General features: G+C 71.6%; 18 protein-coding genes. 7 read left to right on the forward strand and 11 right to left on the reverse strand.

The genetic code is table 11. The annotated features are described in order from the left end of the window. Positions 1–813 (forward strand): PfkB family carbohydrate kinase (locus ACO1X9_RS12545; protein ID WP_486351177.1); only part of this gene is annotated, 813 nt, incomplete at its 5' end. 520 nt (positions 814–1333) lie between these two features. Here ACO1X9_RS12545 and ACO1X9_RS12550 read toward each other — a convergent pair. Continuing rightward, entirely contained in the window at positions 1334–3412 is a 2079-nt protein-coding gene (locus tag ACO1X9_RS12550; RefSeq protein ID WP_486351178.1) for a nuclease-related domain-containing DEAD/DEAH box helicase, read from the reverse strand. Between the two features lie 164 nt (positions 3413–3576). Here ACO1X9_RS12550 and ACO1X9_RS12555 point away from each other — a divergent pair, with 164 nt between their 5' ends. From ACO1X9_RS12555 to ACO1X9_RS12565, 3 genes are read left to right on the forward strand one after another with little or no spacing between them, the layout of a single operon-like run. After that, on the forward strand, positions 3577–4293 hold the full coding sequence (locus tag ACO1X9_RS12555) for a purine-nucleoside phosphorylase (RefSeq protein ID WP_486351179.1): 717 nt from the start codon (positions 3577–3579) through the stop codon (positions 4291–4293). Beyond that, on the forward strand, positions 4290–5396 hold the full coding sequence (locus ACO1X9_RS12560) for a hypothetical protein (RefSeq protein WP_486351180.1): 1107 nt from the start codon (positions 4290–4292) through the stop codon (positions 5394–5396). The genes ACO1X9_RS12555 and ACO1X9_RS12560 overlap by 4 nt, the downstream gene beginning before the upstream one ends. Before the next feature lie 7 nt (positions 5397–5403). Further along, positions 5404–6219, forward strand: a complete 816-nt coding sequence (locus ACO1X9_RS12565; protein ID WP_486351181.1) for an alpha/beta fold hydrolase — start codon at positions 5404–5406, stop codon at positions 6217–6219. On the opposite strand, the gene ACO1X9_RS12570 is transcribed toward ACO1X9_RS12565, so the two are convergent. Beyond that, positions 6216–7589 (reverse strand): FAD-binding oxidoreductase, encoded by a 1374-nt coding sequence (locus tag ACO1X9_RS12570; protein WP_486351182.1) that lies wholly within the window; start codon positions 7587–7589, stop codon positions 6216–6218. The genes ACO1X9_RS12565 and ACO1X9_RS12570 overlap by 4 nt on opposite strands. Positions 7590–7624: 35 nt before the next feature. Between ACO1X9_RS12570 and ACO1X9_RS12575 the strand changes: the two genes are divergently transcribed. Next, positions 7625–8983 carry a glucose-6-phosphate dehydrogenase gene (locus ACO1X9_RS12575; protein WP_486351183.1) on the forward strand — a complete coding sequence of 453 codons (1359 nt, stop codon included), beginning with the start codon at positions 7625–7627 and terminating at the stop codon, positions 8981–8983. A gap of 30 nt (positions 8984–9013) precedes the next feature. Here the strand turns inward: ACO1X9_RS12575 and ACO1X9_RS12580 are convergent, their stop codons facing one another. The 8 genes from ACO1X9_RS12580 to ACO1X9_RS12615 all read right to left on the reverse strand — a co-directional run bounded on the left by ACO1X9_RS12580 (position 9014) and on the right by ACO1X9_RS12615 (position 14543). After that, entirely contained in the window at positions 9014–9463 is a 450-nt protein-coding gene (locus ACO1X9_RS12580; RefSeq protein WP_486351184.1) for a YdeI/OmpD-associated family protein, read from the reverse strand. Further along, positions 9463–10224, reverse strand: coding sequence for a VOC family protein (locus ACO1X9_RS12585; protein WP_486351185.1), 762 nt, complete (start codon positions 10222–10224; stop codon positions 9463–9465). The genes ACO1X9_RS12580 and ACO1X9_RS12585 overlap by 1 nt, the downstream gene beginning before the upstream one ends. A 26-nt stretch (positions 10225–10250) precedes the next feature. Next, entirely contained in the window at positions 10251–11069 is an 819-nt protein-coding gene (locus ACO1X9_RS12590) for an alpha/beta fold hydrolase (RefSeq protein WP_486351186.1), read from the reverse strand. Beyond that, positions 11066–11551: an SRPBCC family protein gene (locus ACO1X9_RS12595; RefSeq protein WP_486351187.1), complete on the reverse strand. Its 486-nt coding sequence runs from the start codon at positions 11549–11551 to the stop codon at positions 11066–11068. The genes ACO1X9_RS12590 and ACO1X9_RS12595 overlap by 4 nt, the downstream gene beginning before the upstream one ends. After that, entirely contained in the window at positions 11548–11910 is a 363-nt protein-coding gene (locus ACO1X9_RS12600) for an ArsR/SmtB family transcription factor (RefSeq protein ID WP_486351188.1), read from the reverse strand. The genes ACO1X9_RS12595 and ACO1X9_RS12600 overlap by 4 nt, the downstream gene beginning before the upstream one ends. Before the next feature lie 140 nt (positions 11911–12050). Beyond that, complete coding sequence (locus ACO1X9_RS12605; protein WP_486351189.1) at positions 12051–12806, reverse strand: amino acid ABC transporter ATP-binding protein; 756 nt, start codon at positions 12804–12806, stop codon at positions 12051–12053. Beyond that, a complete protein-coding gene (locus tag ACO1X9_RS12610) occupies positions 12803–13663 on the reverse strand; it encodes an amino acid ABC transporter permease (RefSeq protein ID WP_486351190.1) in 861 nt (286 codons plus the stop codon). The genes ACO1X9_RS12605 and ACO1X9_RS12610 overlap by 4 nt, the downstream gene beginning before the upstream one ends. A gap of 40 nt (positions 13664–13703) precedes the next feature. Continuing rightward, entirely contained in the window at positions 13704–14543 is an 840-nt protein-coding gene (locus ACO1X9_RS12615) for an ABC transporter substrate-binding protein (protein ID WP_486351191.1), read from the reverse strand. 165 nt (positions 14544–14708) lie between these two features. On the opposite strand from ACO1X9_RS12615, the gene ACO1X9_RS12620 reads away from it, so the two are divergent. Both ACO1X9_RS12620 and ACO1X9_RS12625 read left to right on the forward strand, forming a co-directional pair. Then, the gene (locus ACO1X9_RS12620) at positions 14709–15941 is read left to right on the forward strand and encodes a glycosyltransferase 87 family protein (RefSeq protein ID WP_486351192.1); all 1233 of its coding nucleotides are present in this window, start codon (positions 14709–14711) and stop codon (positions 15939–15941) included. After that, complete coding sequence (locus tag ACO1X9_RS12625) at positions 15938–17149, forward strand: MFS transporter (protein ID WP_486351193.1); 1212 nt, start codon at positions 15938–15940, stop codon at positions 17147–17149. The genes ACO1X9_RS12620 and ACO1X9_RS12625 overlap by 4 nt, the downstream gene beginning before the upstream one ends. A gap of 33 nt (positions 17150–17182) precedes the next feature. Here ACO1X9_RS12625 and ACO1X9_RS12630 read toward each other — a convergent pair whose 3' ends face one another. Continuing rightward, on the reverse strand, positions 17183–17845 hold the full coding sequence (locus ACO1X9_RS12630) for a response regulator (RefSeq protein ID WP_486351194.1): 663 nt from the start codon (positions 17843–17845) through the stop codon (positions 17183–17185). Positions 17846–17852 lie beyond the last annotated feature (7 nt).

Genomic DNA, 17852 nt, shown 5'->3' on the forward strand with positions numbered 1-17852 from the left:
GCGCGATTCTCCGGCGGGAAGGGCGGGAATCAGGCGCACGCCGCCGCGCGCACGGCCGCCCCCGGCGTCACGGTCGCGATGATCGCATGTGTCGGCGCGGACGAGGCCGGGGCGCGACTCCGGGCCGACCTCGCCGCCGCCGGGGTCGACGTCGCAGGGATCCTCGACGTTCCGGGGCCGTCGGGCACCGCCCTCATCGCCGTGGACGACGAGGGCGAGAACACGATCGTCGTCATCGCCGGCGCGAACCGGGCGTGGCCCGCCACGGCTGGCGACGGCATCCCGATCGCCGCCGGCGACGTCGTCGTATTGCAACTCGAGGTGCCGTTCGAGCTCGCCGAGGCGGTCGTGGCGCGGGCCGCGGCGGCCGGAGCCCGGGTCGTGCTCAACGCCGCACCGCTCGATCGGCGCGTGTCAGGGTTGCTCGACCGTGTCGAGGTTCTCGTCGTCAACGAGGGCGAGGGCGCCGAGCTGTTCGGGTTCGACGGCCCGGTCGACGCGGATGCGCTGTCGAGCGCGTCGACCGAACTCGCGTGCTCGCTCGTGGTGACGCTCGGCGTGAACGGCGTGCTCGTGGCGACCGGCGGCGAGGTCGACACTCTTCCCGCCTACCCCGTGCCGGCGATCGACACCGTCGGGGCGGGCGACGCGTTCGTGGGTGGACTCGCGTCCGCGCTCGCCTCCGGAGAGTCGCTCCGCGCGGCGGTGGCGTGGGGTGCCGGCGCCGGAGCGCTCACCGCGACGGTGTCGGGCGCGCGGCATTCTCGGCTCGACCGCGGAGCCGTCGAGAGACTCATTTCGGCGGGGCAGTAGACCCCCAGGTCTGTCGTCCCCGCGGCGGGGGACGGATTCGAGGTACCCGGGGATTCCGTGCGACACTCTCCTCAGCCGTTCTCGTGATCTGATGCACGGGTCGGTGAGGTGCCTGCCGCCGCATTCCCTGATCCGCCGCGGCAGGCACCGCTTCTCTCGAAGCCCCTCGAGCTGACGCTCCCTGGTGCGCCAGCTCGGTCGGTGTGCTCCTCGATCGGGGTGCTCCTCGATCGGTGAGGCGCCCGCCACCGCAAGCGTTGTGTGATCCACCGTGGCGGGCGCCGCCTCCTCTGCGGGTAACCGAGAGTCGTCGCGGTTCCCGAGGGGATTCCGCTACCCCTAGTCGGAATCCCGAACGGCACGACGAGCGTTCCGCAGAGACTTCGGGCGTCGGGTTGCTGAGACACCTCTATCCGGGAAGTGTCGGGAGGGCTCTCAGCGTCTCGTCAGAACCGCGAGAAATTTGGTAACGAATCGGTAACGGTCCGTGGGCGGTGCGGAGAGGCCCGTCGAGACGGGATCAGGCGACGCCGACCCAGAGACCGTCCCGAGCCCTCGTCATCGCGACGAACAACTCCCGCCGCTGCAGCGCCGCCCGCTCCTCGGCGGCGTCGTCGAGCGTCGCGCCGCCCGGCTGCACGAGGTACGGCGGGGTGCGCACGACGAGCACCTCCGAGAACTCGAGCCCCTTCGCGCGCTTGATCGTGCCCACCTTGACCGCCTCGACCGGGGTGCCGTCGTACGCCGCCAGATCGATGGTCGGGATGCCGGCCTCCTCGAGCGCCTCCGCCGCCTCCCGGGCGTGCCAGGCGTACAGGGCGAGCACACCGATGTCGCCGAGCCCGGCGCCCGCTCCGCTCGCCTCCGCTTCCGCGACGATCCGTCGCACGCGCTCCACGAGGGAGCGATCGTGCACGGCGCGCGAGGGGAACACCGTGTGCACCGGGCGCGGACCGCGGCGCGGAGTCGTGGCCGGTTCGGCCGTCGCCGGGGCGCCCTCGAGATCGACGTACCGATCGCCCCGCACCCAGAGGTCGGCGAACCCTGCGATCTCGGCGGTCGTGCGGTAGTTGGTGTCGAGCACGACCGAGCGCCCCGCGATCGAGATCCCGGCCTCGGCGAGCGTCGCGCCGCCCGGGTAGATCGACTGCTGACCGTCACCGACGAGGGTGAGCCCGTCGGGAAGGTCGCCGACGAGAGCGTGCAGCATCCGGAGCGTCACGGTCGAGAGGTCCTGGGCTTCGTCGACGACCACCGCGCGGTAGCGGTGCAGGGGCGTCTCGCGCAGCGACGCCTCGGCTTCGAGCACGACATCGTCGGCATCGGCCACGCCGCGTTCGCGCAGCGCGATCTCGTAGGCGACGTAGAGCGTCCAGGCCGCGGCGCGCTGCTCGGCGTTCAACGGACGCCGACGGCCGTGCCGGGGGAGCCTCTCGTACTGCTCGAACCGGGTGAGCCCGCGGCCCTTGATCACGGCCGAGATCTCCTCGTACCAATAACGGGCGGCGGGGTCGATCGCGCCGAGGGGACCTTCGAGGCCGTGGGTGCGCCAGACCTCGTCGAAGATCCGGGATGCCGCCTCGGCGTCGACGTCGAGGAACGTGTCGCGGGCGGCGAGCAGGTCGGTCGCGAAGCCATGGACCGACGAGAACTCGACCAGGTGAGCGACATCGGGGGCGAGCCGGCGCAGGAGCGTTCCGAGCACGCGCGGGAGGGTGCGACCGAGCGTCGCCACCAGCACGGGGCCGCCGGTGACGCGGGCGAGGTGGGCGGCGCGGTGCAGGGCGACGACCGTCTTGCCGGTGCCGGCGGCGCCACGGATGCGGGCGGGTCCGGAGAACGAGCGGCGCACGAGCCGTGCCTGCCCGGGATGGAGGAAGGTCATCCACTCCTCCACCGGCGCCCGACGGAGGTCGTCGAGCAGCGCCTCCTGCAGTTCGTCGGGGCTGAGCCGCGTCCCGTCGGGCGGGAGCACCGGGGTCGCCACGGCGGCCGAGGGCAGGGTGACCGGGCCGGTCGTGATCGGTGGGAAGAGGTGCTCGAGCAGGGCGCGCACGTCACCGATGCGGGAGGCCGGCACTCGACGGCCCAGGCGCGCGATCTCGGTGACCGCGGCGGCCTCGCCGAGCAGGGTCACCCCGAAGAGCCGGCTGCGCGGCACGTCGTCGCCCGTGAAGGCGATCATCGCGTGCACCTCGCCGGGGGCGAGTCCGAGTTCCGCCAGTTCGCCCTGCGTGGCGTGCAGGAGGTCGGCGAGCCGCTCGACCTCGGCCGTGACGTCCTCGGTGCCGCGCCGGACGCGACCGTCGGCGACCACGACGTCGTTCCAGGGGCGCGTGTCGACGAGCACGACACCCCCGGGCCCGACGAGCACGAGATCGACCCCGCCGCGACCGGAGGCGGGACGGCGCCGGTCGGCGAGAAGCGTGTAGCCGAGCGGCTCGAGCTCGATGAGCGTGCGGGCGAGGCGCTGCTCGCGCGGGGTCGTCTCACCGAAGCTCCGAGCCATCTGGCGCGCGATCCCGGCGCGCCGGGCGTACTCGTCCGCGAGCTCACGCTGACGCGCGGCGTCGTGTGTATCGGACCCTTGCGCGGCCACAGTTCCCCCCGAAACCCGAGGGTCGCCGACATCCCTCTCGCGGCGATGCGACCCTCCCTCTCAGTGTGGAGCGGCGAGCATCCCTCTGCTATCGCGTCTTCGGGTGGCACCCGTGCGGGGCGCGGCGCCCGGTGCGGGGCGCACGCACCGGTAACGTCGAGGTCATGGCCACCCCCCACCTCGCGGCGGAGCCGGGGGATTTCGCGCCCGTCGTGCTCATGCCCGGCGACCCGCGCCGCGCGCGCCGGATCGCCGAGGAACTCTTCGACCACCCGCGCCTCGTGACCGAGGTGCGCGGCATCCTCGGCTTCACCGGGATGCACGCCGGCAAGCGCGTCTCGGTGCTCGCCTCGGGGATGGGCGGCCCGTCGCTCGCGATCTACGCGACCGAGCTCGCCCGGTTCTACGGGGTGCGCCGCATCGTGCGCGTCGGCACCGCGGGCGGTCTGCAGCCCGACGTGCCGCTCGGCACGGTCGTCGCGGCGTCGGCCGCGCACACCGACTCGTCGATGACCGCGAGCTGGGTGCCGGGGGTGACGCTGAGCGCCGCGCCCGCATTCCCGCTGCTGCGCGCCGCCGTCGAGGCCGCCGAGCGCGACGGCATCCCGTTGCGCGTCGGTGCCGTGTTCTCGAGCGACACGTTCTACGCCGACGAGCCCGCGACGCGCCTCGCGCCCTACGGCGCGCTCGCCGTCGAGATGGAGGCCGCGACGCTCTACGCCGTCGGCGCCAAGGAAGGTGTCGAGACCCTCGCCCTCATGACCGTCACCGAGGAACTCGTCTCGCCTCGCGTCGCGAGCTCGGAGGAGCGCGAGACGGGCTTCGGCACGGCGGCGCGGCTCGCACTCGCCGCCGGACTCAGCGGGGAGTTCTCGGCGTGACGTCGACGATCGACTGGACGGCGTTCACCCGACCGGTGACGACACAGCAGGTGCAGCAGTGGAAGGCCGCGGCGAAGGCAGCCAAGCACACGTGGGCGGGAGAGAACACGGCGGCGGTCGTGGTGGCGTTCGTCGCGCTCGTGCCGGTCATCGGCCTGCTCGCGATCACGGGCATCGGGCTGGTCGTCGGCGCGATCGTCGGCTTCGTGTCGGCGGAGCCGAGCGGAATCGCTCTCGGCGGGTTCGGACTCGTGCTCGGCCTCGCGGTCGTGGCCCTCGTGCCGCTGTGCATCTGGGGTCTCACGAAGGTGTTCCCGAACGAGAGACGCTGGGAGCGCTGGCTGCGGCTCGACTGGTTCGCGCGCACCAACGGGATGACCTTCTCGCCGCGCGACCCCGATCCCAACTACCCCGGCGCCATCTTCCGCAACGGCGGCAGTCGCGCCGCCGTCGACCACTTCCGCTCCACCGAGGGCCGCTTCTTCGACTTCGGCACCTTCGAGTACGTCACGAGCAACGGCAAGAACTCGACGACTCACCGCTGGGGCTTCCTGGCGCTGCACCTCCAGCGCCGCCTGCCGCACATGCTGCTCGACTCGCTCCAGAACAACGTGTGGGGGATGTCGGGCATCGCGGGTCTCTTCGACCGCACGCAGGTGCTCTCGCTCGAGGGCGACTTCGACCGCTACTTCACCCTGTACTGCCCGCAACAGTACGAGCGCGACGCCCTCTACGTGTTCACGCCCGACCTCATGGCGCTGTGCATCGACCACGCGGCACCGTTCGACGTCGAGATCGTCGACGACTGGATGTTCCTCTACTCGCCCCGTGCGTTCGCGGTCGACGACCCGCGGCTGCTCGCCCGCATCTTCGGCGTCATCGACCTCGTCGGCGCGAAGGCGCTGCGCCAGACCCGTCGCTACCAGGACGATCGCCTCGCCGCGCCGTTCGTCGCCAACGTCGTCGCACCTCCCGGACAGCGACTGCGTCGCCGGTTCCCCGTCGGTGTGATCGTCGCGCTCGCCATCCTGGTCGGGCTCCCGGTCGTCATCGGCGCGATCATCGTGCTCGCGGCCGTCGTGTCCGTCGCCGCGGGAGGATGATCGGAGGATGAGCTCCTTCACCACGAGCGATGGCGTGCGGCTCGACTACGTGGAGAGCGGTGACCCTGCCGGTCGCCCCGTCGTGCTCGTCGCAGGTTTCAAGGCGGCGGCGACGAGTTGGCTCTACCAGGTCCCCGCTCTCGTCAAGGCCGGCTACCGGGTGATCGCGTTCGACCGCCGCGGCCATGGCACGTCACAGGCACCCGATCACGGCGCGTCGATGCAGCGTCACGGCGCCGATCTGCGCGAGCTGCTGGAGCACCTCGCACTCGAGCGTGCGGCGCTCGTCGGAGGTTCGATGGGTGGCAACACCATCTGGTCGGCCGTCGAGCAGTCCGGCACGGCCCGCATCGCAGGGATCGTCATCGTCGATCAGACGCCCAGGATGCTGAACGGCGGCGGCTGGGACCACGGTTTCTACGACTACGACGACGCCACCCGCGACACCGCGTTCGCGACCGGCATCCCCGACCCGCGGCGGCATCCGCTGACGTCCAAGGGGCTCGTGCGCATCGTCCGCATCCTGAGGGCGCTCGCGGCGGGTCGCGGCCGCGGCTCCCGCGAGTTCACGGCGCCCGAGCTCGAGCTGCTCAACGACCACGCGAAGGCCGACTGGCGTCCCGTGATCGCGACCGCCGAGGTGCCCGTGCTGTTCGTCGCCGGCGCGGAGAGCGAGTTCTGGCCGTCGACCCACGCGGCGGCCGCGGCCGCGCTGGCCCCGCAGGGGTCGAGTCTCGTTCTCGAGCACGACGGTCACCCCGCCAACATCGAGCAGCCGCGCGCCTTCAACGAGGCGCTGCTGGCTTTCCTCGGGCGGCTCTAGAACCCCTTGCCGGGGTTGAGCGTGCCCGCGGGATCGAGGGCGTGCTTGATCGCCCGGTGCAGCTCGAGCACCCGCGGACCGAGCTCCGCGCGCGCGCCGTCCTGCTTGAGCAAGCCGACGCCGTGCTCGCCCGTCACGGTGCCGCCGAGCTCCCGGCAGTCGGCGACGATGCGGTCGAACGCGAGCTTCGCCCGGGCCTTCGCGTCATCGTCCCCCTCCGGCGCGATGATGAGCGGGTGCAGGTTGCCGTCGCCCGCGTGGGCGATGTTGGCGATCACGACGTCGTGCTCGCGCGCCGTGGCCTGGATGCGCGCCAGCATCTCCGGCACGGCGCGGCGCGGCACGCAGACATCCTCGGTGAGCACCGGACCGAGCCGCTCGAGCGCGGGATAGGCGAGCCGGCGGGCGAGGAACAGACGGTCGACCGCGTCCGGATCGGCGCCACGCTCGACCGCGAGGGCCCCGGCCTCGGCGAAGATGCCGGCCACCAGGGCCGCGAGCTCCTCACCGGCCGCGCCGGGCTGGTCGACGGTCGCGAGCAGCATCGCCTCGGCGGAGGACGGCAGACCGAGGTGCTGCCAGTCCTCGACGGCCGTCAGGCACATCCTGTCGATCAGTTCGAGCGCCGACGGCACGATGCCGGCCGCCGAGACGGCGGCGACCGCCTCGCCCGCCGCGACGAGGGTGGGGAACGCCGCCACGATCGCCCGCTCCTGACGTCCGCCGAGGGGGAGCAGACGCAGGGTGAGCTCGGTGATGATGCCGAGCGTGCCCTCACTGCCGACGAGCAGCCCGACGAGGTCGTAGCCCGTCACGCCCTTCGCCGTGCGGCGCCCGAGCTCGACGACCTCGCCGTCGGCGAGCACCGCCGTCAGGCCGAGCACGTAGTCGCGGGTCACGCCGTACTTGACGCAGCAGATTCCGCCCGCGTTGGTCGCCGCGTTGCCGCCGAGCGTCGAGATCCGGTAGCTCGCCGGGTCGGGCGGATACCACAGGCCGTGCTCGGCGACCGCCTGCCGCAGAGTGTCGTTCAGCACGCCCGCCTCGGCGACGACGATCCGTTCGCGCACGTCGATCTCGCGGATCGCGGTCATCCGCTCGAGCGACACGACGACGCTTCCCACGGTCGCGTTCGCTCCGCCCGAGAGCCCTGTTCCCGCACCGCGGGCGATGACGGCGGCACCCGTGGTGGCGGCGGCGCGCACGACGGCCGACACGTCCGCGGTCGACTCGACCAGCGCGACGGCGAGCGGCGGCGCGGAATCGGCCCACTCCGCGTCGTCGTGGCGGTAGCGCTCGAGCGCGTCGGGCGCGGTGAGCAGCTGGTCGGGGCGCAGGGCGTCGCGCAGCAGGGGGAGGACGTCGTGCATGAGTTCCGAGGTTACCCGCCCGGTAGCCTCGAACCGTGGCTGCACCGATCGAGACCCTCGTCATCCTCGGCGCCGGGGGAGACCTCACCTCGCGCCTGCTGCTGCCCGGCCTGGCCTCCCTCCTGGGTTCGAGCCGCGGCAGCGACATCCGGCTGCTCGGGGTCGACCGTGACCCGATGACCGACGCCGCCTGGAAGCGGCGGGTCGCGAAGGCGTTCGGGAAGGCCGGCGGTACCCGCGCCGAGCGGGTCGTCGCGTCGACGCGGTACCTGCAGGCGGACGTCACCGACCCGGAGGCCTTGCGCCGCGTGCTCGATGCCGCCACGGGCCGGGTCGCGCTCTACTTCGCCCTGCCGCCGGCGGTCACGGTTCTCGCCTGCACGACGCTCGCGAAGCTCGACCTCCCCGCGGGCATCGTGCTCGCGATCGAGAAGCCGTTCGGCACCGACCTCGCGTCGGCGACCGCGCTCAACCGGCTGCTGCAGCAGCTCGTGCCCGAGGAGCAGGTGTTCCGCGTCGACCACTTCCTCGGCAAGTCGACGGTCATCAACCTCATCGGTCTGCGCTTCGCGAACCGCATCTTCGAGCCTCTCCTGTCGGCACAGAACGTCGCGCACGTCGAGATCCGCATCGAGGAGGACCTCGCCCTCGAGGGACGCGCGGGCTACTACGACAAGGCCGGAGCGCTCATGGACATGATCCAGAGCCACCTGCTGCTCGTGCTCGCGCTCGCGACGATGGAGCCGCCCGCGACGGTCGGGTCCGAAGACCTGCGCGGCGCGATGGCGCAGGTGTTGCGGGCGACACGGGCGTGGAAGAGGGACGGCACCGAGAGTCGCCGGGCGCGGTACACGGCGGGCACGGTCGGTCGACGGAAGCTGCCCGCGTATACGTCCGAGGAAGGTGTGGATCGCGCGCGGGGCACCGAGACCCTCGCCGAGATGACCGTGACGATCGACAACTGGCGTTGGGCGGGCGTGCCGTTCGTGCTGCGCTCGGGCAAGGCGATCGGCGAACCGCGTCAGGAGGTCGTCTTCACCTTCCGCGACGTGCCGCATCTGCCGACCGGCTTCTCCGGTCCGAGCCGTCAGGCGCAGCTGCGCATCGGCATCAAGCCCGCGGTGATGTCGCTCGACCTCGTCACCAACGGCTTCGCCGATCCGTTCGACCTCGAGTGCGACACCCTCGACGCGCAGTTCCCGCCGAGCGAGCTGAGCGCCTACGGCGAGGTGCTCGCGGAACTGCTCGAGGGCGACCCGACGCTGTCGGTGCGCGGAGACATCGCCGAGGAGTGCTGGCGCATCGTGGCCCCCGTGCTCGCCGCCTGGCGCAACGACAAGGTGCCGCTCGACACGTATGCCGCCGGCACGCGCGGTCCGCGCTCCTGGCGTTAGGTTTCGATACGCGTCCGGCAGAGCCGGGCGCTACTCAACCCGCGAGGAGAGCAGGGCGACGGCCTTCGCGATGCGGCGGGCGCGGGTGTCGGCGCCCTTCGCCTCCGTGATCGTGCGGGCCTGCTCCTTCTGCTGCGACGGCGGGAGCTTCTGCCACGCCGCCAGAGCATCCGGGTTGCCCGCGAGCGCCGCGGCGAGTTCCTCCGGCATCGCGACGGTGCGCGGTGCGGTGTCGTGCTCGAGGGTGATCTCGACCTCGTCGCCGCCGCCCCGCCCGGTCTTCGTGCGCGTGTCGGCATTGAAGGAGATGAGGGTCCGGCCGCCCATCACGGCGGTCGTCGAGCGGTACGAGTAGCCGCCGTCGACCGTGACGACCACGGGGACGCGCTTGCCGGCGCCGAACGAGGCGAGGATGTCGTCGGGCACGACGATCCCCACGTTGTTGCCGACCTGGTGGAGCACGGTGCGGAACGTGGGCATCAGGGCGTCCTCTCGGGGAGTCGGATGATCGTGAACAGCGTGCCGAGCGGGTCGGTCGCGTGCACGAGGCGACCGAAGGGCGTGTCGACGATCTCGTCGAGCAGCGATCCGCCGAGTTCGCGGATGCGCGCCGCGGCGGCGTCGGCGTCCTCCACGGCGAAGTACGGCATCCACATGGAGCTCTCGGTGAGGTCGTCGCGGCTCGCGTCGAAGATGCCGGCCTCCGCGGTCCCGGCTTCGCCGTTCGAGACCATGCGGAAGCCGTCGGAGTCGCCCATCGACACCGGCCGCCAGTCGGCGACCTTCTCGTAGAACGGCACGGCGGCGGCGAAGTCGAAGGTGTGCAGCTCGAACCAGGTCGGCGCGCCCGGGACGTCTTCGGCATCGAAGCCGGGATGCCGCTCCGGCTCCCAGAACCCGACGCGCGCACCGCTCGGGTCGGTGGCGATCGCCATGATGGCGAGGTCCCCGACGGCCGACGGGGCGAGCTCGAGGCGTCCGCCGTGCGCGGGGATCGCGGTCGTGGTCGCCACGATGTCGTCGGTGCGGAGGTACACCACCCACCCGTCCTCGGGCATGGGAACGATGCGCGCGACGCGGTCGCTCCCCAGGTGCATCGTCGTGCCGCCGTCGAGCGTCTCGGGGGACGCATCCGAGGTCCAGCCGAAGAGGCCGGAGTAGAACGCGACCGACGTCGCGAAGTCGGTCGTCGTCAGCTCGAGCCAGACCGGCTCCCCGGGACGACGCTCGGCTCCGCTCACGCTTCGACCCTACGCGTCGGCAGCCGTCACGCGTCCCGGCCGAGGAGGAACCGGAGGAAGTGCGGTCGGAGCGCCGCCGGGGACACCTGGTGGGTCTGACCGTCGAGCACGGCGTGCTCGGCGCCGGGGATCGCGGCGGCGACCGCCTCCTGCGCGGCGAGCATCTCGCGAGCACCCTTGCTCCCGCACAGTGCGAGCGCCGGCACCGCCACGCGCCCGAGTTCATGCGTCGGCACCTCGAACGTGCTGCCCATCACCGCGGCGTCGTAGCGGAGGGTCGGGGCGACGGCGAGCAGCTTCGTCCACTCCTTCGCCGCCATGATCCGCATCATGAGCGGCATGATCCGGGGCGCACCGATCATGTCGACCATGAAGTAGGAGATCGCCTTCGCGTTCGCCCCCGAGCCGATGAGGCGGTCGAGGTCGGCGTGGTAGTTCTTCGTCGAGCCGTCCCTGTTCTTCCGCAGGCCGACCCAGGGCGCTTCATACCCGACGAGCCCGCGCATCGGCACCCCGGCCGCGGCCGCGCGGTAGGCGAGCCCCGCCCCGGAGGATTGCCCCATGACGAACGCGTCCCCGCCGACGGCGTCGATCACCGCACGGAGGTCGTCGAACTCGCGCTCCGGCGAGTAGGGGAGGGTGTCGCCGCTCTCCCCGCGGCCGCGTCGGTCGTAGATCACGACCGTGAAGGCATCCTGCATCGCCGTCGCGACGTCGCGCGCGGGGCCGAACTCGCGGTAGCAGAATGCGCCGTCGACGAGCACGAGCGCGGGGCCGCTGCCCCCGCGCTCGAAGGCGATGCGGGTGCCGTCGGCGGAGGTGGCGAACTCGGTGGCGGTGGTCATCGCACACCGCCGTCGAGGATCGCGTCGATCTTGAGGAACGACTCGAGCCAGCCGTCACGCGTCATGTCGCGGAACTCGGGAGTGAACGGACCCTGGTGCAGCGTCATGCGGGTCGTGTCGCCGTGGTCGTGCAGCCAGATGCGCAGCGTGATGCCGTCGAGCGGCCCGAACTGCGTGTCGGCGGACGACTCGCTGCCCTCGAGGTACTCGGGCGGGATGACGACGGTGAGCCGCGCCCGCATCGGGTAGTGCTCGCCCGACGCGTTGTCGACCATGTCGAGACCCCAGGTGCCGCCGGGGTGCAGTTCGACCCGCACGGTGGCGGGGTCGACGTGCACGCTCGCGGGACCGAACCACTGAGCGAGGTAGTCGGGCTCGGTGAAGAACCTCCACACGACCTCGCGCGGGGCGGCGAACGCCCGGGTGATGAAGACATCCGTCTCGGCGGCCTCCGGGATGTCGGGGATCGTGAAGTCGCTCATGACTCCTCCTTGTCGTTCTCTGCGGCCATGTACTCCGCCAGGGCGGCGTCGAGCCTGTCGAAGCTCTCGTTCCAGAAGCGCTTGTAGCGCTGCATCCACTCGGTCGCCTCCCTGAGGGGCTCGGCCTCGAGGTGGCTGAACCGCGAGGTGGCGACCCGGGTGCGGGAGATGAGCCCGGCGCTTTCGAGCACCTTGAGGTGCTTCGAGATCGCCGGCTGGCTCATCGCGAACGGCTGCGCGAGCTCGGCGACGCTCGCGTCACCGGTCGACAGTCGCCCGAGGATGGCGCGCCGGGTCGGGTCGGAGAGTGCGGCGAACACCGCGCTCAGCCGGTCGTCCGTTTCAACGGTGGTCGACATCCATAACCTCCTGGTTTCCATAACCATACGGTTATGTCGTTGGCGCGTCAAGGCGCGGTCGGCTCCATCCGTGCACGAAGGGACCCACAACGAGGAGGGTCTGACCACGCCGGGCTGGAGCCGACCGCGGCTCGGTGACGTCAGCCCGCCGAGAAGCGGGAGAGGAACTCCCGGGTGCGAGCCTCTCGTGGCGCCCCGAACACCTGCGACGGCGGCCCCTGCTCGACGATCGTTCCCCCGTCGAGGAACAACACGCGGTGCGCGACATCCCGGGCGAAGGCCATCTCGTGCGTCGCCATGAGGATCGTCGCGCCCTCGGCGGCGAGTTCGCGCACGAGCTCGAGCACCTCGCCGACGAGCATCGGGTCGAGTGCCGACGTGATCTCGTCGAGCAGCAGCAGTTCGGGCTCGGTTGCGACGGCGCGCACGATGGCGGCACGCTGCTGCTGCCCGCCGGAGAGGCGGTCGGGATGCTCGCGCGCCTTGTCGGCGAGCCCGATGCGTTCCAGCAGGGCCATCCCGCGTTCCTCGGCCTCGGCGCGCGGCGTGCGGTGCACCTTGCGGGCCGCGAGGGTCACGTTATCGAGCACGGAGAGGTGGGGGAAGAGGTTGAGGTGCTGGAAGACGACGCCGATGCGGGCGCGCACGCGATCGACATCGACGCGCGGATCGGAGATGTCGGTGTCACCGAGCAGGATCCGCCCGTCGTCGATCGGCTCGAGCAGGTTGATGGTCTTCAGCAGCGTCGACTTGCCGGAGCCCGACGGTCCGATGAGCGCGACCACCTCGTGCTCGGCGAGTGCCAGGTCGATGCCGCGCAGCACCGAGGTGTCGCCGAACGCCTTGTGCAGGCCGTCGATCCGCAGCACGGTCGAAGCCTCGGCCGCGCCGCTCATACGATCGCCCCCATCTGCTCACGGCGCCGCAGTCGCGCGCTCACCCAGTCGGCGAGCCGGATGGTCGGGATCGCGAGCAGCACGAACAGCACGGCCGCGACGATGTACGGGGTGAAGTCGGCGTACTTGGCGGTCTCGATCTGCGCGCCGCGCACGGCGTCGACGATGCCGAGAATCGACACGAGCCCCACATCCTTCTGCATGGCCACGAAGTCGTTCATGAGGGGCGGCGCTTGGCGGCGGATCGCCTGGGGCAGCACGACGAGCCGGAGCGTCTGCCCGTGCGTGAGGCCGAGCGCACGGGCGCCCATCCGCTGCGACGGATGCACGCCCTCGATGCCGGCGCGGATCACTTCCGACACATAGGCCGAGTAGGTGAGCACGAGCGCGATCGTGCCCAGCAGCTCGACCGAGATCCGGGTCTGCACGAGTCCCGGGATGCCGAACCCGACGAGGAGGATCACGATGATGAGCGGGATACCGCGGAAGACATCGGTGTAGACGGTCGCGAGCACGCGCAGCGGGAAGAAGACGGCACCGCGGAGCGTGCGGAGGAAGGCGAGGAGGCTCGCCAGCAGCGCGACCCCGACGACCGCGTAGGCGAGGATGCGCAGGTTGACGAGGAAGCCCGCGCCGACCCGGGGCAGGGCCGCGATCGCGGTGTCGACGTCGAAGAAGCTGTCCTGCACGCGGGCCCAGCCGGGCGTGTTGACGACGAACGCCCAGACGGCCAGGCCGAAGGCGAGCGTCGAGACGGCCCCGATGACGACCGACTTGACGGATTGGCGACGACGGAAGGCCCGCCGCTCGAGTTCGAGAGAACTCGGCGGCGGGCCGTCGTCGTGCTGCGGGCTCACGAGGGAAACGTTACGGGACCCCGTGGGCCGGGGAGGTGCTCTAGCCCAGCGCCGGCACGCCGGCGTCGGCCCCGAGCCACTCGGCGATGAGCTCGTCGAGCTTCCCGCTCTCGCGGAGCGCGTCGACCGCGGCGGTCACACGCTCGGTGAGCGGGCTGTCCTTCGTGAGCACGACGCCCCACTCGTCGGTGGCGCCCTCGATCTCCGGCAGCGAGCCCACGATCAGACCGCCGTCGAGCTCGACACCCGTGATGTAGAACGCGGTCGGCACGTCGACGACGATCGCGTCGACCTGGCCGGCCTCGAGGGCGAGCTTCGCCTCTTCGTTGGTGTTGAAGACCTGGGCGCCCGCGGTCGGGGCGATGATCTGCTCGACGGCCGCGAGGCTCGTCGTGCCGGTCTGGGCGCCGATCAGGAGGTCCTTGAGGTCGTCGATCGAGGTGGCGCCGGCGGCGGTCGAGTCCTCGACGGTGATCACGGCCTGGTCGGCGGCGTAGTACGGCGACGAGAAGTCGACCGACTCCTGGCGCTCCGGCGTGATCGTGAACTGCTGCAGGTTGAAGTCGAAGTCCTTCGGACCGGGCGCGATCGCCGCGTCGAAGGTCGTGCGCACCCAGACGACGTCCTCGGCGGCGAAGCCGAGCTCCTCGGCGATCGCGTAGGCGACCGCGGCCTCGAAGCCTTCGCCCGACTCGGGGTCGTCGTCGATCACGTAGGGGTAGTACGCCGGCTCGCCGGTCGCGATCGTGAGCTTGCCGTCGGTGACGTACTCGCTCGCGGCGCCGTCGGTGCCCGTGTCGGCGGTCTGGCAGCCGGCGAGACCGAAGCCGAGGGCGAGCACGCCGGCGGCGGCCGCCAGGCGGGTGAGGGTGCGGGACATGGATGCCTCCGGGAGTGTCGGGTGGACGCGGCGAGCCGCGCAGCTGTGTGCGTCCATCTTTCCCTATGGGCGCAGGGGGAGCGCCGTCAGATGTCGTTTCGTGACGCGGTTTCGAGACGCGTCGCCTGCGGCGGCGCTCCTCAACCCACGGGCTAGAGTTGCGGAGTGAAGGCGGTCGTGCGACATCCGATCGCGCTCTGGGCGGGTTTCGTGCTCGCCCATCTCTGGCTCGGGATGCTCGCCCTCTACGCCCCCGGACAGCCGCTCGGCGACGTCACGAGCGTGTACAAGTTCTGGATCGTCGACTACGCCTTCGCCGGCTACGGCTGGGTCGGCATCGACACCGTGTGGGTGTACCCGATCGTCGCGATCCTGCCGATGATCGCGGCCGCGGCGTTCGGCCCCGACTTCTACGCGAGCACGTGGCTGAGCCTCGTGATGGCGATCGACGCGATCGCGTTCGCCGTCGTCGTCGCCCGCGGTCGGCGTCTCGACGCGCCGGCCGCCGGCTGGTGGTGGATCGGGTTCCTCATCGCCCTCGGTCCCGTGGCCGTGGGTCGTATCGACGCCGTCACGGTGCCGATCGCGATGATCGGCCTGCTCCTGCTGCTCACCCGCCCGGCACTCGCGGGCGCGCTGCTCGCGATCGCCGCGTGGATCAAGGTGTGGCCCGCCGCCCTCGTCGCGGCGGCCGTCATCGCGCTGCGCGAGCGGCTTCGCGTGCTGCTGGCCGCGATCGCCGTCTCGCTCGTCGTGCTCATCGTGGCGCTCGCCCTCGGCGCGGGCGCCAACGTGCTGAGCTTCATCACCCAGCAGACGGGTCGCGGACTTCAGATCGAGTCCGTCATCGCGACGCCGTGGATGTGGGACGCGACCCTCGGCGCGGGCCACAGTCGCGTGTACTACGACACCGCGATCCTGACCTTCCAGCTCCAAGGCCCCGGCGTGCAGACCGCCGCCGCGATCACGACCCCGCTGCTGGCGCTCTCCGCGCTCGTGCTGCTCGGGTTCGGTGCGCTGGCCCTTCGCCGCGGTCGCACCGCGGGGGAGCTGCTCCCGCCCCTCGTGCTCGCCCTCACCGTCGCGCTCATCCTGTTCAACAAGGTCGGCTCGCCGCAGTTCGTCACCTGGCTCGCCGTTCCGATCGTGTTCGGCCTGCTCGCCCACGCCGCGGGGCTCTCGGGCTCGTTCCGCGTGCCCGCCGTGCTGGGGCTCGTCATCGCAGTGCTCACGCAGGCGATCTACCCGTACCTGTACCACGAGCTGCTCGGCGTGCCCAACCTCGTCATGGTGATGGTGCTCACCGCGCGCAACGTGCTCTACCTCGCGCTGTTCGCCTGGGCGGTCGTGACCCTCACCGACCTGCTGCGTCGGCCCCGCGCCCACCTCGAGCCGTGAGCACCCTCACCCCGGCGCGCGTGCGCCTCGCCCTCCTCGCGCTCGCGCTCGGCGGCTTCGGCATCGGCTCGACCGAGTTCGTCGCGATGGGTGTGCTGCCCGAGATCGCGCGCGACCTCCTGCCCGGCCTCGTCGTGAGCGACCCCGACGAGGCGATCGCGCGCGCGGGCATCCTCATCTCGGCCTACGCCGCCGGAGTCGTCGTCGGCGCGCCCACGATCGCGGTCGTCGCGGCGCGATTCCCGCGTAAGGGGCTGCTGCTCGCGCTCGTGATCGCGTTCACCCTCGGCACCCTCGCGTCGGCGGTCGCCCCGACGTTCGAACTCGTCGTCGTCGCTCGCTTCGTCGCGGCTCTGCCGCACGGGGCGTACTTCGGCATCGCCGCGCTCGTCGCGGCGTCGCTCATGGGTCCGGGAAAACGCGGGCAGGGCATCGCGCTCGTGCTCTCCGGGTTGACGATCGCCAACGTCGTCGGTGTCCCCGCGATCACGGCGCTCGGCCAGGCCGCCGGGTGGCGCGCCGCCTACCTCGTCGTCGCCGCGATCTTCGCGCTCACGGCGGTCGCGATCCTGCTCGTGGTTCCGAAGCAACCGGGCGACCCGGGCGCGACGGTACGGCGAGAGCTCGGCGGCTTCGCGCGTCCCGCGGTGTGGTTCGCCCTGCTCACCGGGGCGCTCGGCTTCGGCGGCTTCTTCGCCGTCTACACCTACGTCTCGCCGCTCACGACCGAGGTCACGGGGCTCGGCGCCGCCGTCGTGCCGCTTGCGCTCGTCGTGCTCGGCGTCGGGATGACGATCGGCAACTTCGTCGGCGGGAAGCTCGCCGACGCGGGCCCGCTCAGGGCCGTGTTCATCCTGTTCGGCGCGCTCATGCTGAGCCTGCTCGGGCTCGCGCTCACGGCGCCGACGATTCCGGGGCTGTTCCTCGGCCTGTTCGCGGTCGGGGCGACGGCGTCGGCGATCTCACCCGCCATCCAGACGCGCCTCATGGATGTCGCGGGCGACAGTCAGACGCTCGCGGCGGCGGCCAACCACTCGGCCCTCAACATCGGCAACAGCCTCGGCGCCTTCCTCGGCGGCGCCGTCATCGCTGCGGGCTGGGGATACCTCGCCCCGACCTGGCTCGGTCTCGCGTTGTGCGTGCCGGGCATCCTGCTCGCCGTCGCCGGCGGGCTCGTCACGCGGCGGCGGGCCCCGGTCGTCGTGTAGCCGCAGCGGGGTGTCGAGACGTGTGCGACCTGCTCAGAAGCTCTCGGGCGCGCCGTCCTGCAACAGGATGCCGTCCTGGATGGCACGACGACGCAGCGCGACCTTCGTGCCGACGTCGATGCCCGCCACGCGGTACTTCTCGCGGATGCGCTTGAGGTACGACTTCGCAGTCTCCTCGGAGATGCCGAGCTGGTACGCGACCGCTTTGACCGGCTCGCCGCCGCCGTAGAGGGCCATGACGCGGCGCTCCTGCGCCGAGAGCTTCGGGGCCCCGCCGATGTCGGCGGCGTTGATCGCGAGGTCGAGCTCGGCGGAGATGAAGCTCTCGCCCTTCGCCGCCGCGCGGATCGCCTCGATGATCATCTCGACCGGTTCGCTCTTCACGAGGTAGCCGAGGGCGCCGGCGGCGAGGGCCTCGCGCACGACGTTGGGCTCGGAGTACGTGCTCATGAGCACCGTGCGCACGCCGGTGGTCTTGAGGGTCGAGATCTTCAGAGCGACGGGCAGGTTGTCTTTGAGGTCGAGGTCGAGCAGCACGACGTCGACCGGGAAGCCGGGATGCGTGAGCAGCTCCGGCCAGGTCGGGACGGCGCCGACCACCTCGATGTCGTCCGCCGCGCTGCGGATCCATTCGGTGAGGGCACCGAGGATCATGCGGTGGTCGTCGACGAGCGCGATGCGAATGGGCTCCGCCACGGTGGTT

Source organism: Pseudolysinimonas sp. (assembly GCF_057350545.1).